The 14,622-nt window shown below is 63.2% G+C and carries 11 protein-coding genes; 2 read left to right on the top strand and 9 right to left on the bottom strand.

What is annotated here, in order from left to right:
* Positions 1-238: 238 nt before the first annotated feature.
* The 9 genes from LMTR3_RS21075 to LMTR3_RS21035 form a co-directional block, all read right to left on the bottom strand.
* Positions 239-3,832, bottom strand: coding sequence for a filamentous hemagglutinin family protein (locus LMTR3_RS21075; RefSeq protein ID WP_176721961.1), 3,594 nt, complete (start codon positions 3,830-3,832; stop codon positions 239-241).
* Positions 3,833-4,171: 339 nt separating this feature from the next.
* Positions 4,172-4,579: a FixH family protein gene (locus LMTR3_RS21070; RefSeq protein WP_176721960.1), complete on the bottom strand. Its 408-nt coding sequence runs from the start codon at positions 4,577-4,579 to the stop codon at positions 4,172-4,174.
* Between the two features lie 14 nt (positions 4,580-4,593).
* The gene (locus tag LMTR3_RS21065) at positions 4,594-5,523 is read right to left on the bottom strand and encodes a branched-chain amino acid ABC transporter permease (RefSeq protein WP_065746947.1); all 930 of its coding nucleotides are present in this window, start codon (positions 5,521-5,523) and stop codon (positions 4,594-4,596) included.
* Between the two features lie 3 nt (positions 5,524-5,526).
* Positions 5,527-6,417 carry a branched-chain amino acid ABC transporter permease gene (locus LMTR3_RS21060; RefSeq protein ID WP_065746946.1) on the bottom strand — a complete coding sequence of 297 codons (891 nt, stop codon included), beginning with the start codon at positions 6,415-6,417 and terminating at the stop codon, positions 5,527-5,529.
* 19 nt (positions 6,418-6,436) lie between these two features.
* A complete protein-coding gene (locus LMTR3_RS21055; RefSeq protein WP_065746945.1) occupies positions 6,437-7,153 on the bottom strand; it encodes an ABC transporter ATP-binding protein in 717 nt (238 codons plus the stop codon).
* 8 nt (positions 7,154-7,161) lie between these two features.
* Positions 7,162-7,902: an ABC transporter ATP-binding protein gene (locus LMTR3_RS21050; RefSeq protein WP_065746944.1), complete on the bottom strand. Its 741-nt coding sequence runs from the start codon at positions 7,900-7,902 to the stop codon at positions 7,162-7,164.
* A complete protein-coding gene (locus LMTR3_RS21045) occupies positions 7,895-8,806 on the bottom strand; it encodes a branched-chain amino acid ABC transporter permease (RefSeq protein ID WP_065746943.1) in 912 nt (303 codons plus the stop codon). The genes LMTR3_RS21050 and LMTR3_RS21045 overlap by 8 nt, the downstream gene beginning before the upstream one ends.
* Positions 8,807-8,819: 13 nt before the next feature.
* Entirely contained in the window at positions 8,820-9,713 is an 894-nt protein-coding gene (locus LMTR3_RS21040; protein WP_065746942.1) for a branched-chain amino acid ABC transporter permease, read from the bottom strand.
* Between the two features lie 78 nt (positions 9,714-9,791).
* On the bottom strand, positions 9,792-10,988 hold the full coding sequence (locus LMTR3_RS21035) for an ABC transporter substrate-binding protein (protein WP_065746941.1): 1,197 nt from the start codon (positions 10,986-10,988) through the stop codon (positions 9,792-9,794).
* Positions 10,989-11,330: 342 nt separating this feature from the next.
* On the opposite strand from LMTR3_RS21035, the gene LMTR3_RS21030 reads away from it, so the two are divergent.
* Complete coding sequence (locus LMTR3_RS21030) at positions 11,331-13,064, top strand: acyl-CoA synthetase (protein ID WP_084029742.1); 1,734 nt, start codon at positions 11,331-11,333, stop codon at positions 13,062-13,064.
* Between the two features lie 255 nt (positions 13,065-13,319).
* Entirely contained in the window at positions 13,320-14,594 is a 1,275-nt protein-coding gene (locus tag LMTR3_RS21025; RefSeq protein ID WP_065746940.1) for an ABC transporter substrate-binding protein, read from the top strand.
* Positions 14,595-14,622 lie beyond the last annotated feature (28 nt).

The following is a 14,622-nucleotide window of genomic DNA, read 5'->3' as shown; positions in this document are numbered from 1 at the left end:
ACCGGTTCAATGCGACTTGATGTTTTTAACCCTGCCCGTCCGCGGAGCATGTCCGCCCCAACTAAAATATCGAAAACAACCCCATAGCATCGCGGTTGCAAGGACGCTTCGGGCGACGCGAAGACGTTTGACACGACGCGCAAATCAACGTCATCGCCGCGATGCTCGGTTCGCTTGAGTGCCGGGGTTAGAATTGACAGTCCCCTGCGTCCCGAACGTAGTGAACATCTTTCGCGCCTCATCGCCGTCCGGAGACGCGACGGCGCTCGGCTATCACCTGCCTGGCCTCGTCCGCCGTCATTTGGCCAGCGCCCAGAACCTGGTAGGCGCTGTCCGGATTTTGAGTCCGTTGCTCATTCACACCGCCTCGCCGCTCCTGCTGCTCGTCTTGATTGACCGGGGCTTCGCCGGCGCCGCCGCCGAAGCCGAGTACCTCGACGATGATGATGGAAGCCTGCTGGCCTGCACCGGATTGCGTTACATCCTTTGCCGCGTCGGTAGCCGCCTTCTGGCTGGCGTCGCCGCCCTCGACCTTCAAGGGAGCCGCCGAACTCTCTTGCGCCGGCAAACCTTTGACTTCACCTGATACCTGGAAATTGTTCGCATTCAGCACGAAGAGGGCCGCAATATTGAGATTGCCGCTAACCCGCACACCGGCGTCGCCGGCATTCACCGTGCCCTCTGGCGCGATCAGATGGACGTCGCCCTCCTCCACGCCGGTGAAGCCAACGATGGTGCCGATGCCACTGCCGGACATGTCGGCTTTCTCCAGAATGCGCGTCACCGCGTCGATATCCGTGTGCACCTCCGGCGCCGACGACACGCGGGCGGTCTTGGCGCCGCGGCCGGCGTCGATATCACCCACCGTTGACCAGATGATCTCGTCGCCACCGCCAAAGGTGTTAATGCGCGAGCGGTTCACAACGACACTGTTACGGGCGAAGATATTGATGTCGCCATAGCCCAACGTCACCAGGCCGTACCCCGACGGGGCATTCTTGCCCAACGCCGCCACCTGCAAGCCGCCGCCGGGGGTGAGCACTTCAACATTGCCACCCGCCATGGTGCGGAACAGGGTGTTGCCGACAGTGACGTCGCCCTTCCAGTCCTGGCCGGGGAACAGCTTTTCGATCGCCGCATGGCCGCGGTTGTAGCCGACATTGCGCGGCCTGCCGTCTTCGCCTGGCGATTTCTGATCCTTACCGGCCTCGCGCAGCTCCTGCACATAGACTTGCCGTACGAAGCGTTCGCGGGTCAGCATTGGCAGGCTCTGGAACCTGGCCCAGGCATCCTGCGGCGTCAGGGTCTCGCCCGTCACGCCTTTGACGAACGAGACAAGACCAGAGCGGATTTTATGCGACTGTCCGGACTTGCGGAGTTCGTAAGCGTCGGTGAAGTAGATTGGTACGATTGTGCCGTCCGCCAGGGTTGTCTTCAGATAGTCCGGCATCGCCGTGACGTTCGACGGATCGAGATAGGCCGCCAGAAACGCGTCATAGGACGGCTGTTTACCTTTCAAACCCGCCATCACGGTGATGGCCGCGCCCTCATCTGGCAGACCGAAGATCTGCGAGAAATCGACTGGCCGGTTGTTCGTATCGTAGGCGCGATTGCCAACCGTCATGATATGCAATTCGGGCGCATAGACGTCGCGGCCGGCGCTCACCACAACGGCACCGGGCCCTTGCGCGTAAATCGAACCATAGATCGGCCCCCCGACGATGTCGTTACCGGCCTCGACGAGCGATACGTCGGTCGGATGGATGTTGCGCAAATTGTAGTTGATGTTGCGGATGTCCGTGCCGGCGCGGAACCAGGTCTGCTCGTTGGCCATAATGCCGGCCGTGGCGATCGAGACGCCCGAGCTATAGGTGGTGCCGATGATCGAGCCGTCTAAGGCATAGATGCGGCTTGGCTCGTAGTCGTTCTCGTTCGGCAGATGCTCGGGATTGCTCAGACTGTAAAGGTGTAGAACGTGCGGTGTGAAGGGCGGCCCTCCGATGGGATTCGTCAAAACGCTATGCATCCCACTGAGGTTGACGTGCACGAGGGTGGTTCCGGCGACCGGCTCGAAAGGTGAAGGGATCATTGCGGGCATGGCGCGGCTCATGAGGATCGAGCCAACAAGAACGTCGTCCGCGGCGACAATCCGCAGCTCCGGACTGCTGCCCGGCAGCGTGTAAAGCGTCGGCACCGAGCCCGTCGTCGTGTTATATTGCGCCTCGTTGATCACCGAGCCGTTCAACGCAGCGATACGCAGCTTCGACGGATAGATGTTGCCGGCGAAGTTGTTGACGTTGGCCCACGCCGCGGAGGCTCCGCCCGTCGAGTTCAGGTCCTTGGACAGATAGGTCGTTTGGCCGACCAGGATCACGTCGCCGCCGGTCGAGGTGAGACTCAGCGCCGTGCGATCTGTCTGGCCGCTCATGAAGTTGAACTCATGGCTTTCCCCCTTACCGATCATCAGCGGATCGAGGAATGTCTGCAGCCGCAGATCGCCGGCGGTGCGCACGTTCAGCGTGGCATCGCCGAGCGAGAGGATTGGCGCGATCGGATAGGTCGTCACCCGTCCGCTGTTCGTGATCTTGACCTCGCGTCCGACCGCGAATTCGCCGGCCTCGATCGTGCCGGCGCCGCGTCCGAGGTAATAGTAGCCGGCGCGCACTGCACCACCCGCCTCGACCGTCATGGCGCCGCCGTTGCGTAACTCGAGGATTTTCTGTTCGGTGGCGGTGCGTCCGCCGCGCACGCGGCCGTTGGTCGGCACCGCAACCGTCAGGTTGTTGAGATCGCCGCCGGCGCTGATGTCCACATTACCGCCGCCGAGGGCACCGACACCGCGCTGGAAATTGGTGTAATCGATCCACCAGGAGCTTTGTTCGGGGGGACGATCCGGCAGGCCGCTCTGCCAGACTGGCCCGAAAACGTAGGACGAATTGACCGTCCCCTGCCGCTTCAGCCACTCGGTATAGTGCTGCATCTGCGAGCGATCGGTCGGCAGGGTAACATCGATGTTGCCGCCGGCGGCAACGTGAACATGGCCACCGCCCACGCCGTAGTTGGCAGTTGCCGGCCCGGTCGTGAAATCGGCAAAGACCGTGAGATCGCGCCGGCCGGCGGTGTAGATGGACGCGCCACCCTTCAATTGGATATCGCCGCTCGCCGCTATGTTGATGTCGCCCGTTCCTGTGCGCACCATGGTGGCTGCGCTGGCGGTAGTCTGGACCGGCGGGACAGGCGGCGTCGGCAGCGTGTACGCGGCGAGGATAGCGGTCAGATTGGGAACGATCTTCTCATTGTAGAACAACTTGAAGTTCGCCACCGACATGACGAAGCTGTAGCCGCTCGACGAGGATTCGATGATCTTGTAGCCCTTCGCCGGGTCCGTCGAATTCCGCACCAGTGATTTCTCGGCGATAAACTCGGCGAAGAGCTGGTCAAACAGCGCGCGCGCTGGGATCGCATCGAGCCTGCCGACCGCGACGACCGCAGTCGCATTGTCGTTTACCCCGCTATAGCTCGTGATCGGGGTCAACCAGTTTTCCGGAGCGGTTGTGCCGGAGTTCGTATTCGGCGGCGACGAGGTGCTGAAGCCGGTATTGAGATCGATCACCACCGAGTTACGAGTCTGCTGCGCGGGATTCGCTGTGTAGGTAAAGCTCGGCTGTTCCTGCAGCAGGATGCTGCCGGACGTGCCGGCCATGCGCTGCAGAGGATCGGCAGCCTGACCGGGCGCCGTCGCGCCGGCAACCAGCGTGTAGGACCACGAGGCCGGCGCAACCGCCTGACCGCCGCCCTGGCTAACGCCCGGGAACAGGTCTGCGTACTTCACGGCGTCGCCCGCCCCACCCGCCATCGTTCCTTTGGCCGCTGCTGAGTTGGCAGCGGCGCTATAGGGCACGTGCAGCGACGAGGCGCGAATATCCTGCAAGACAGTCGGGATAAAAGCGGTCTGTGTCGCGCCGAAGCTCAAACCCAGATAGCGGGTGGGTCGTCTGTCGCTGCACGTGTGCCAATAACTCCTTAAGAAGGGCCTGCCGCAATAGGAAAGAACCATTACAAAGCGCTACCGCCTTTCCCCACTCGGTGGAGCTGCGATATTCCTTCCGGTTCTCGGCATGACCATCCCTTCAAAAAGTCCCGATTTCGAAGGCCGCCCCCCGGGCGCGCTTCAATGCCCGCGCCGGCCCGAAGACGGTTTGACGTCAGTGACGTCCGCTTCTTCGAAGCGCAACATCGAAATCACGCGGTCGCGCACGGCGCCCCGCAGATCGATCTGCACCGCCCAGTCGCCGTGCATCTCGAGCTCGAGGCGGACCTTATAAGCGCCCTTCTCCGCCTGCTCGGTCGCCTTCACGGCGCGCACGTTGTGCATGCCGGGCATGGAGGGCATGTCCGCTCCGACGGATACGGTCAGCCCGGAGAGCGGTTCGCCGGAGCGCGCGTTCGCGAGCCTGATGGTGCAGTCGTACTCCAGCACCTGCCCGGCCGAGACGCAGGTCACAGCGGCCTTGGCGCGCACCTGGCCGTGCGCGGCTTGCGGATAACCGGCCGTCAATGCCGCCACGGCAACAAGCATGCAAACGATCGTTCTCATCGCGATCCTCGTCCGGTTCGGGTCGATCCGGATATCGCGTTCCGGAACAATCGGCCAATTCTGTTCACCAGTCGCTCATCGAGCAGGCCGCGCGGACGAAAAATCAGCAGCAGCGCAACCAGACCGCCGAAAATGATCATGCGGTAGCCCGCAAACAGTCGCACTGACTCGAGGAGCCCGACGTCGATGACGACCCCGAGCAGCGGTCCAAGCGCAGTGCCGAGCCCGCCGATCAGACCATAGGCAAGGGAATGCACACCGAGCATGACATCGAAGGTTCGTGGCTCCACATAGGTGGTCAGATGGGCGTAGAGGCCGCCGCCGACCGCGGCGAGCGCGCCGGCGATGCCGGCCGCGAGAACCTTGTAGCGGGCGACCGCTATCCCCTGCAGCGAGGCAAGCGTCGCATCCTCACCGATCATGCGGAAGATGACGCCAAGCCGCGAGCGTTCGAGCAGCATGAAGCCAGCGAGCGTGACCGCCAGCATCGTATAGATCAGCATCATGAAATCGAAAGTTTCGATGTTGTGATCGAAGATGTAACGGATACTGCGAAAGCCGTCAGTGCCGTTGGGTCCAACTGGTTCGCCGTCGATGTCAACCTGATAACGGAACAGCTCGAACAGGATTCGCACCATCTCGGCGAACGCAAGCGTCGCGATCGAGAACTGAAGTCCGCGAAGCCGCAATGTCGGGATGCCAAGCGATACGGCGCAAGCTGCACCCACCGCTGCGCCCCAGGCAATACCCAGCGCCAGCGGCCAGCCCCACATCGCAGTAGCCATGCCGGCTGCATACGCGCCGATCGCAAAGAACGCCTGCTGCCCGAAGGAAATTTCCCCGGTGAGCAGCAGGAGATAGGCGGACAGCGCGACGAACGAGATGACCCCGATGTTGGACAATACGCTGACCAGATAGTCATCCATCGGTTACACCCTGTGCGACAGCTCGACGTCGGCCGTGCGGCCGAGCAGGCCGCCCGGACGCGCCACAAGGAAAGCGAACAGCACGAAATAGGCAAACAAATCGCGCACCTGGGGCCCGAACAGCCAGTGGCTGTGCACCTCGACGACGCCGAGCAGCAGTCCGCCGAGCAGCGCGCCGGGTATCGATCCGAGGCCGCCAATCATCATCGCGATCAGGCCCTTGAGCGTTGCCCACATGCCGAACATCGGGGTCACCTGCTGGTCAACCGCCAACACGAGAAAGCCGGCCACCCCTCCGATGGCCGATGCCGCGGCGAACGCCAGCATGACCAAGCGCCCGACATCCACGCCGACCAGGTTCGCCGCGATCGGGTTGGCGATCACCGCACGCAGGCCAAGGCCGAAGCGCGTGTGATAGAGCGCGAGCTGCACGACAGCGGCGAGCAGGAGCGCGCCCCCCAGCATGATCAGGTGGTCGGGACGGACGAGCAATGGACCGATCTCGAGCGCAGGCCCGGTCGCCAGCGGCGGAAACGGGTAGGTGTGACGCGGCAGGACCAGAACCGCCGCTTGCTCCAGTTGCATCCAGATCGCAAAACTCGACACCATCGACGCGATTCCGGCACCAGCCTTCATCGGCGCGAAGCAGAGTCGTTCCACGTAGACGCCAGAGATCACCGCTCCGGCGACAACGGCGGCGGCGACTGCGAGCAGCCCGGCGCCAAAGTCCAGATAGAGCACGGTGCCGAAATAAGCGCCGATCATCACGGTGGGCCCGTAGGACAGGTTGAGACGCCGCATGACGCCGAAGATAACGGTGAAACCGAGCGCGAGCAGCCCGTATGACGAGCCGATCATCACGCCGTCGATCGTATTCTGGATGAAATCGATCATCGGCTCCTGACCTGCCGGCTCATCCGGCGCGGCGGGTACCGAGATAGGCCCGCTGAATCACCTCGTCTTCCGCCAACTGACCGGGCGTGCCCTGGAAGGTGACGCGGCCCTGCTCCATCAGGAAAAACTGGTGCGCCACCTTCAGCGCCATGTGCGCATTCTGCTCCACCAGTAGCATGGTGGTGCCGTCGCGATTGAGCGCAGCGACGATATCAAAGATCTCCGCCACGATAAGGGGCGCGAGTCCGAGCGAGGGCTCGTCCATCAACAGCACGCGCGGGCGCGACATCAATGCGCGAGCAACCGCCAGCATCTGCTGTTCGCCGCCGGACAGCGTACCAGCAAGCTGTTCCCTCCGCTCCTTCAGTTGCGGAAAGCGCGCGTACATGCGCTCCATATCGGCAGCGATCTCGCTCTTGTCTCTTCGCTGGTATGCCCCCGCGAGCAGGTTCTCGCGTACCGACATCTCCGGGAAGACCAGCCGGTTCTCCGGTACCAGCGCAATGCCGCGCGAGACGATCTTCGCGGGCGACAGGCCGACCAGCTCGGCGCCTTCGAGCTTGATCGAGCCGCGGCGGGGCCTGAGAATTCCGGCGATGGTCATCATCAAGGTCGTCTTGCCGGCACCGTTCGGTCCGAGCAGGCAGGTGATCTTCCCGCCCGCGACGTGCAGCGACACGCCCTTGAGCGCTTCAATCTTACCGTAAGTCGTAACAAGCTCCGACACGTCCAGCATGATTCACCTCACCGCGTGCCGAGATAGGCTTCGCGCACGGCAGCATCGTCTTGCACGGCAGCCGGCGGCCCCTCGGCGATCTTGCGGCCGAAGTTCAGAACGGCGATCCGGTCAGCGACCGACATGACCAGCTCGACGTGATGCTCGATCAACAGGACGGTAAACCCGTCATCGCGCATCTTGCGGATGCGGGCATCGAGTTGATCCACTTCCTCGGCATTCATGCCCGCCGCCGGCTCGTCAAGCAGCAGCAGGTTGGGCCTGGCGGAAATGGCGCGGGCGAATTCCAGCCGCCGCTGCTCTCCGAAGGAGAGATTGGCGGCGAGTTCGTGGCGCTTGTGCGCCAGGTCGAAGAATTCGAGCGTCCGCTCGATTTCCGCCTGCACGCCCGCGGAGCCGCCGAACCAGCGCTTGAAGAACACCTCCTGCCGTTGCTGGCGGGAGTTCTGCGCGACCCACAGGTTCTGCCAGACCGACAGTTGCCCGAACAGGCGGATATTCTGAAAAGTCCGCGCAATGCCAAGGCCGACCCGCGCATGGGACGGCAGGTCCGAGATGTCGTCGCCCTCGAAGAGAATCCGGCCGGAGGTCAGTGGAAACAGGCCCGAGACCAAGTTGACGATCGTGCTCTTGCCGGAGCCATTCGGCCCGATCAGGCCGAGGATCTCGCCACGTTTCACGGTCAGATCTACTCCGTCCACCGCGTGGACCCCGCCGAAATGCTTGGCGATGCCCTGAAGGTCAAGCACCGGAGCTCTCCTTGCCTGCAAACAGCATGCGTTTCAGGGAGGCGACGCCGCCCGCGTCGAGAAAGCCGCGCGGCCGCAGGTTCATTGCCAGCACGATCAGCGCGCCGAACAGCAGATTGCGCCAATCACCGAGAAAGCGCAGGCCCTCGATCAGGAAGCCCTGGATGAAGATGACGGCAAGCAGCGTGCCGAACACGTTCGAAAGCCCACCGAGGATCGGATAGGCGATGGCGAATGTCGCGAGAATGACGCCGAACTGCACATGCTCGATGTGCGTCGTATAGTGCGCGAAGATGCCGCCGCCGATTCCGGCGATGACGCCGCCGATGGTCATGGCCAATACCTTCACGGCCGTGACGTTGATGCCGGAGCTGTGCGCCGCTACCTCGTCTTCGCCGACCGCGCGCATCACGGCGCCGGCGCGCGATTGATCGAGCCACCACAGGCATGCCATGACGATCGCCACCATCAGCCAGATGAACATGAGAACGTCGAAGGTGGACCAGCCATGCTCCGGGAAGTAGCGGATCTGGCGAAAACCTTCGGCGCCGTGCGGACCGATCTTCAGCTCGCCCGCCTGGATCTGGTAGGTGAAATTAAAGAAGAACAGACGCACGGCCTCGCCGAAGGCGAGCGTGGCGACCACCAGCATCAATCCTTTCACGCGCAGCGCCGGGAAGCCGACGGCACAGGCGGTCAGACCGGAGACGACGGCGGAAACGCCGAGCGCGGCAAACAGATGCCACTTGAAGATGACGGTGAGGATCGCCGCGACATAGGCGCCGACGGCGAAGAAGGCCGCCTGTGCCAGGCTCACCTGCCCGGTGAGCAGGACGCAATAGGCCGAGAGCCCCAGCAGCGTATGGACGCCGATGACCTGTGCGAGACCGAGATAGAAATCCATGCCCGCTCCCCTCTCAGTCGCGCCCGGGCGCCTTGGCGAAAATGCCTCCCGGCCGGAATACGAGGAAGGCGAACAGGAGCATCATAATGTAGAGGTCCCGTTCGGTCACACCGCGCAGGAACTGGAACAGGCTCTCCAGCGCGCCCACGATCAGGCCGGCGATGATCGCCCCGGGTATGCTGCCGAGGCCGCCGATCACGGTGACAATCAGGCCCTTGACGGTGAGCGGCTGAGCCAACAGCGGCGACAGCATGCCGATCGCCGCGCCGCTCATGGCACCGGCAATGCCCCCCAGCATGCCGGTGACCACGAAGGTCAGAACGTTCACCTGCAGGATGCTGATGCCGCAGAGCTGCGAGGCGATCGGCTGCTGCGAGACGGCGCGCGTGGCGATGCCGAGCCTGGTCCGATAAAGCAGCAGCAGGAACAGCACCATGCAGGCACAACCAAGGACGAAGACGAACATCAGGTCGCCGCGCAGCATGAACTGGCCAAGCCGCACGACCACGTCGGAATACAGCGCCGGATAGGCGAGCGGCACGCCCTCGGTCGTGTGCACGATGATCTCGTCAATTAGCAGCAGCAGCCCGACGGTCGACATCAAGGTGGCCAGCGGGTTGGCGACGGGGATGAACTTGAAGCCGATGAAATAGACGAGCGCGCCGATCACCCCGCCGCACAGCGCCGCGGCCATGAAGACGATGACTGCCGGCGCGGCGGTGAAGCCGCTGAGAAGCAGCAGGCTTCCGTAAGCAGCGCCAATCGACGCGGCGGCATAGGAAAGGTTGATCTTGTGCATCACACCGAAGATGAGCGTGAAACCTATTCCGAGCAGCGCGTAAGTGGAGCCGAACAGCAACCCGTCGGCGACGGACTGCGCGGCATCGATCAGATCAAGCAGGTCCACTGCGGTGCCCCCCACACTACAGGGTCAGGTTGACAGGATGCGGCGGGCCAGCCGGGCCCGCCGCGTCATTGACGGCGATCACGACGAAGGCTTGTGGAGGACCTGCCAGCTCCCGTCCTTCGCATACACGTAGAGGTACGGCTTGATCGCTTCGCGGTCGTTGGTGCGCCCAACCGTGCCGAGCAGCCCTTTTGTTTCCTTCAACGCGGCCAACCCCTGCCGCATCTTGTTGCGGTCAGCCTGCACGGTATCGGGCTTTGCCATGATCTTCTGGCTCTCGATCACGTCCTTGAGGATGAACATGATCTCGTAGGCAGCCGCACTGTGCAGATCCATGCTGCCCCCTTGCTTGGAAACGTTCTCGGCCGCAGTTTTCGCCTCTGCGGTGACCGGCGCAAAGCTGGTCGGTATGATGATGCCTTCCGCCTGCTTGGCGCAGCCCTGCAGCGTCTCGATGCTGGAGGAACTGGTCAGGCCGATCAGGAGTTTCGGCTTGACGCCTTGGCGGTCCATTTCACGCAGCACCCCGCAGGTCGTGAACGGGTGGGCGGAAATGGCGACGATCTCCGGATTGGCGCGGCGCATTTCGCGCACCTGCGTCGAGAAGTTCGTGTCATTCAGCAGCCACTCGCCGGTCCCGAGCAACTGGAAGCCGTTCTCCTCGGCCTGCTTCTTCATCACGCCGTAGGTGGCGTTGGAATGCGCAAAGTCCTTTTCGACGCCGCCGTAGATCGTCTTCAGATTGGGGTGCTCCCGCTTCAGCCACGCGAACAGCGACTTGTACATTTCGAGCTCACTCGGGACGTTGCGGAACGCCCACTCGGAAATCGCGGCGAGGCCGCCCTTGGCAGCGACGTCTGCGAAAACCGGAAATTGCAGGCCGCTGTCGGAGGCATCGCCCACCTTCTTCTGCAGGATGCCGAAAAGCGACTCGGCAACGTTCGAGCAGGTCGGCCCGACGGCCACAAAGGCATCCGACGAGGCGATGCGGCGGATGACGGAGATTCCCTCCTCGGCATTGCAGCGGTCATCGAGGAATTCGACCGAAAGCTTCGCTTTCGCGTCGTCGCCCAAGGTGACGCCACCCGCCTTGTTGATCTCCTCGGCGGCCGCCTTCATCGCCGCCTCGCTGTTGACGCCGAACACGCGGACGACGCCGGATTTGGCCCCGAAGCCGGTGATCTTGACGGTACGCTCCTGGGCCAAAGCGCCGCCCGAAACACTGGTCATCATGCCGGCAAGCAGCGCAGCCGCCGCAACACTGACAGTTCTCATGGTGTCTCCTCCTGCTGAAAAGCGGGCGGTTTTTCCGCCTCCTTTGTGGTTGAGAATCTTGCAAGGCCGGTCCCGCGTCGCACCTCCTGCACTTGACCGTCCGCGGACGATGGTGAGCCTGAGGAATGTCACGCTCGTTTGCAAGTCCCTTGTCTTTCCGGCGCGGAATTATGCCGTGCCGCAGCAATCGAATGGCAGATGATCGGGCGGGCCGAAGAATTTCGCCTTGCTGACAGTCGGGGGGCGCGGTTTGGTATATGCTCAGCGCCTTGGTCTAAAAGAACCGGATCGGACGGCGTGCGCCGACGCTTCGCCACAGCTCGGGCGCCGGGAGGAGCAGCGATGGTACGAGCACCGCAAGGCAAGCGTGCGGCACGGCCCAAGCGAACGATCTCCAGGCCAGCACGCAAGACGCGTGCGGCGAAGTCCAATCGACGGCCGCGCGACGGGGCCGGCAACGGCGTGTTTTCTGGCCTCGGCCGCAGCAAAGCAAACTTCACCCCGCTCACGCCCGTTTCGTTCCTGCCGCGCTCGGCCGAGATCTATCCGGATCGGATCGCGGTAATCCACGGCGAGCGGCGCTATAGCTATCGCCAGTTCTATGAGCGCGCCCGTCGCCTTGCATCGGTGCTTGAGGGCGCCGGCGTCAAGCGCGGCGATACTGTCTCGGTCATGCTGCCGAACGTACCGGCGATGGTCGAGGCGCATTATGGCGTGCCGATGCTCGGCGCGGTGCTGAACGCCATCAACACTCGTCTCGAGGCGGCAACGATCGCCTATATCCTCCAGCACGCCGAGGCGAAAGTGTTGATCACCGACCGCGAGTTCGCGGCGCAGGTTGGTCCTGCGCTTGCGGCACTGAAAAAGCGACCGCTGGTGATCGACGTTGACGACGAGCTCCATTCCGGGGCCGGCGAGCGGCTCGGCAAGGTCGAATACGAGACGTTCATCGCCAAGGGCGATCCGAACTTCGCCTGGAGTGCGCCGGCCGACGAGAGCAGCGCGATCGCGCTCAATTATACATCCGGCACCACCGGAAAACCGAAGGGCGTCGTCTATCATCACCGCGGCACCTTCCTCGAGTCCGTCGGCAACATCATGGCCTGGCCGATGCCGCCAAAGCCGGTCTATCTCTGGACGCTGCCGATGTTCCACTGCAACGGCTGGTGTTTCCCATGGTCGGTGGTGGCGATGAGCGGCACGCATGTGTGCCTGCGCAAGGTCGATCCGGCGCTGATCTTCCCGATGATCGTCGAGAACGGCGTGACGCACATGTGTGGCGCGCCGACGGTGCTGACGATGCTGACGTCGGCGCCGGCAGAGCAACTGCGCCGATTCAACCATGTGGTGGAAATCCAGACCGGGGGCTCGCCGCCGCCGGCCAAGGTGATCGAAGCGATGGAGCAACTCGGCTTCCGCGTCACGCACATCTACGGAATGACGGAGCTGCAGGGTCCTTCGACCTATTGCGCGCCGCAGGATGACTGGTCGGCGCTGCCGCTTGCCGAACGCACCGGCTTCGTCGCGCGCCAAGGCGTCCGCTATCCCGTGGTCGAAGGGCACATGGTGGCCGATGCGAAGACGATGAAGCCGGTGCCCCGCGACGGCCAGTCGATCGGCGAGATCATGGTTCGCGGCAACACGGTGATGCTCGGCTACCTGAAGGAGCCGAAGGCGACGGCCGACGCCTTCCGCGGTGGCTGGATGCACACCGGCGACCTCGCGGTCGAGCATCCGAACGGCTACGTGGAGATCAAGGATCGCGCGAAGGACATCATCATCTCGGGCGGCGAGAACATCTCCAGCGTCGAAGTCGAGATCGCGCTCTACAAGCACCCGGCGGTGCAGCTCGCCGCCGTGGTCGCGCGGCCGGATTCGAAATGGGGCGAGACGCCCTGCGCCTTCGTGCAGCTCAAGCCCGGCACTCAGGCGACCGAGGACGAGATCATCACCTTCTGTCGCGACCGGCTCGCGCACTTCAAGGCGCCAAAGTCGGTAGTGTTCGGGCCGCTGCCCACGACGGCGACCGGCAAGGTACAGAAGTTCACGCTGAGGGAGCGCGCACGAAGCCTGTAAGAGGTACTAAAGGCCGTGACATGGTCTTTCCACACACCAAGGTCTTCTGAGCCCGGATTCGGGCAGCAACTCACAGCCATTGCCGATTGGCACTGGCCACCTGACGACGGGCCATCATCCGGCACGCAAGATCGCAGAAAAACCGCCGGCAATCCTCGCCGGCCTTCTAACGGGTTCAAGGCGGAGTAAAGTGGCTTGCAAGAGACCGCTAGGTCCATGGGTCCAATCAGACCGACAACGTGGAGGAAGAAACAAATGCGACCATTATCGAGCTTCGGGTTGCGCGCGGCCTTGGCCGCGTTCGTCGTTCTGCTGGCGGTGCCGGCTTCGCAGGCGCAGCAACCCCTCAAGGTCGGCATCGTGACGTTCCTGTCCGGTCCGGCCGCCGGTCCGTTCGGGGTCCCGGCCCGCAACGCCGCCGAGCTGACGGCCGAGTTGCTCAACGCGGGCACCGTGCCCGCACCCTATTCCCAGAAGGGCTTCGGCGGGACGCCCATCGAACTCGTCATCATCGACGAGGCGGGCGGCCCACAGAAGCAGGTGGCCGAGTATCGCAATCTCGTGCCAAGGGTCGACATCGTAATCGGCTACATCTCGAGCGGCGATTGCCTGGCGATTGCGCCCGTTGCCGAGGAGCAGAAGAAGCTCACCGTCCTGTTCGACTGCGGCACGCCTCGCATCTTCGAGGACGCGAGCTATAAATACGTGTTTCGCACCGGTCCAACCGGTACGATGGATAACGTCTCCGTTGCGCTTTATCTGGTGGAGCGTACTCCCAACGTAAAGTCGATTGCCGGCCTCAATCAGAACTATGCCTGGGGTCAGGACTCCTGGGCGGACTTCGAGAACGCCATGAAGACCCTCAAGCCTGGCATCGAGGTGAAGACCTCGCAGATGCCGAAGCTTTTTGCGGGTCAGTTCGGCGCCGAAATCACCACTCTCCTCGGTAGCGGTGCGGAGGTGGTCCATTCCAGCATGTGGGGCGGCGATCTTGAGGGCCTGGTGCTGCAGGGCGCACCGCGTGGCCTGTTCGAGAAGCACAAGGTGGTGCTGTCGGCCGGCGAACCGGCCATCAACAGGTTGGGCACGCGGATTCCGGACGGAACCATTCTGGGGGCGCGTGGTCCGTTTGGGCCCTTCGCACCGGACACTGATCTCGCGCGCTGGCTGAAGACCACCTACCAGGACCGCTACCACGTCCCGCCGAACTATGCGTCCTTCAAGATGACGCAGGCAATCCTCGGCGTGAAGGCGGCCTACGAGAAGGCCAAGGGCAGCGGCAATGGGGCACCCGACCAAGACAAGATCATCGCTGCGCTCGAGAACCTGACCTTTGAAGGCCCCGGTGGGCCGGTGAAGATGGCGCTCGGCAAGGGCCACCAGGCGATCATGGATGCCGCTGTCGGCACGACCAAGGTCGAGGGCGGTGAGCTCAAGATCGTGGATGTCGCACGCTATTCCGCGGACAAGGTGAATCCACCCGACGGCGTGAAAAGCGAAGCCTGGATCAAGTCTGGCCTCAAGAAATAGCAATCAGGGACGGCAGCTCTGCAGGCTG

Origin of the sequence: Bradyrhizobium sp. LMTR 3 (assembly GCF_001693485.1) — a bacterium.
Taxonomy (GTDB): Bacteria; Pseudomonadota; Alphaproteobacteria; order Rhizobiales; family Xanthobacteraceae; genus Bradyrhizobium.
The sequence above is the reverse complement of the archived record's forward strand: the minus strand, read 5'-3'. Positions and strand labels throughout refer to the sequence as shown.

Bases quoted from the DNA above. Each gene is read 5' to 3' on its own strand.
- LMTR3_RS21070 (WP_176721960.1), bottom strand. From the start codon at position 4,579: ATGCTTGTTGCCGTGGCGGCATTGACGGCCGGTTATCCGCAAGCCGCG.
- LMTR3_RS21065 (WP_065746947.1), bottom strand. From the start codon at position 5,523: ATGGATGACTATCTGGTCAGCGTATTGTCCAACATCGGGGTCATCTCG.
- LMTR3_RS21060 (WP_065746946.1), bottom strand. From the start codon at position 6,417: ATGATCGATTTCATCCAGAATACGATCGACGGCGTGATGATCGGCTCG.
- LMTR3_RS21055 (WP_065746945.1), bottom strand. From the start codon at position 7,153: ATGCTGGACGTGTCGGAGCTTGTTACGACTTACGGTAAGATTGAAGCG.
- LMTR3_RS21045 (WP_065746943.1), bottom strand. From the start codon at position 8,806: ATGGATTTCTATCTCGGTCTCGCACAGGTCATCGGCGTCCATACGCTG.
- LMTR3_RS21035 (WP_065746941.1), bottom strand. From the start codon at position 10,988: ATGAGAACTGTCAGTGTTGCGGCGGCTGCGCTGCTTGCCGGCATGATG.
- LMTR3_RS21030 (WP_084029742.1), top strand. From the start codon at position 11,331: ATGGTACGAGCACCGCAAGGCAAGCGTGCGGCACGGCCCAAGCGAACG.
- LMTR3_RS21025 (WP_065746940.1), top strand. From the start codon at position 13,320: ATGCGACCATTATCGAGCTTCGGGTTGCGCGCGGCCTTGGCCGCGTTC.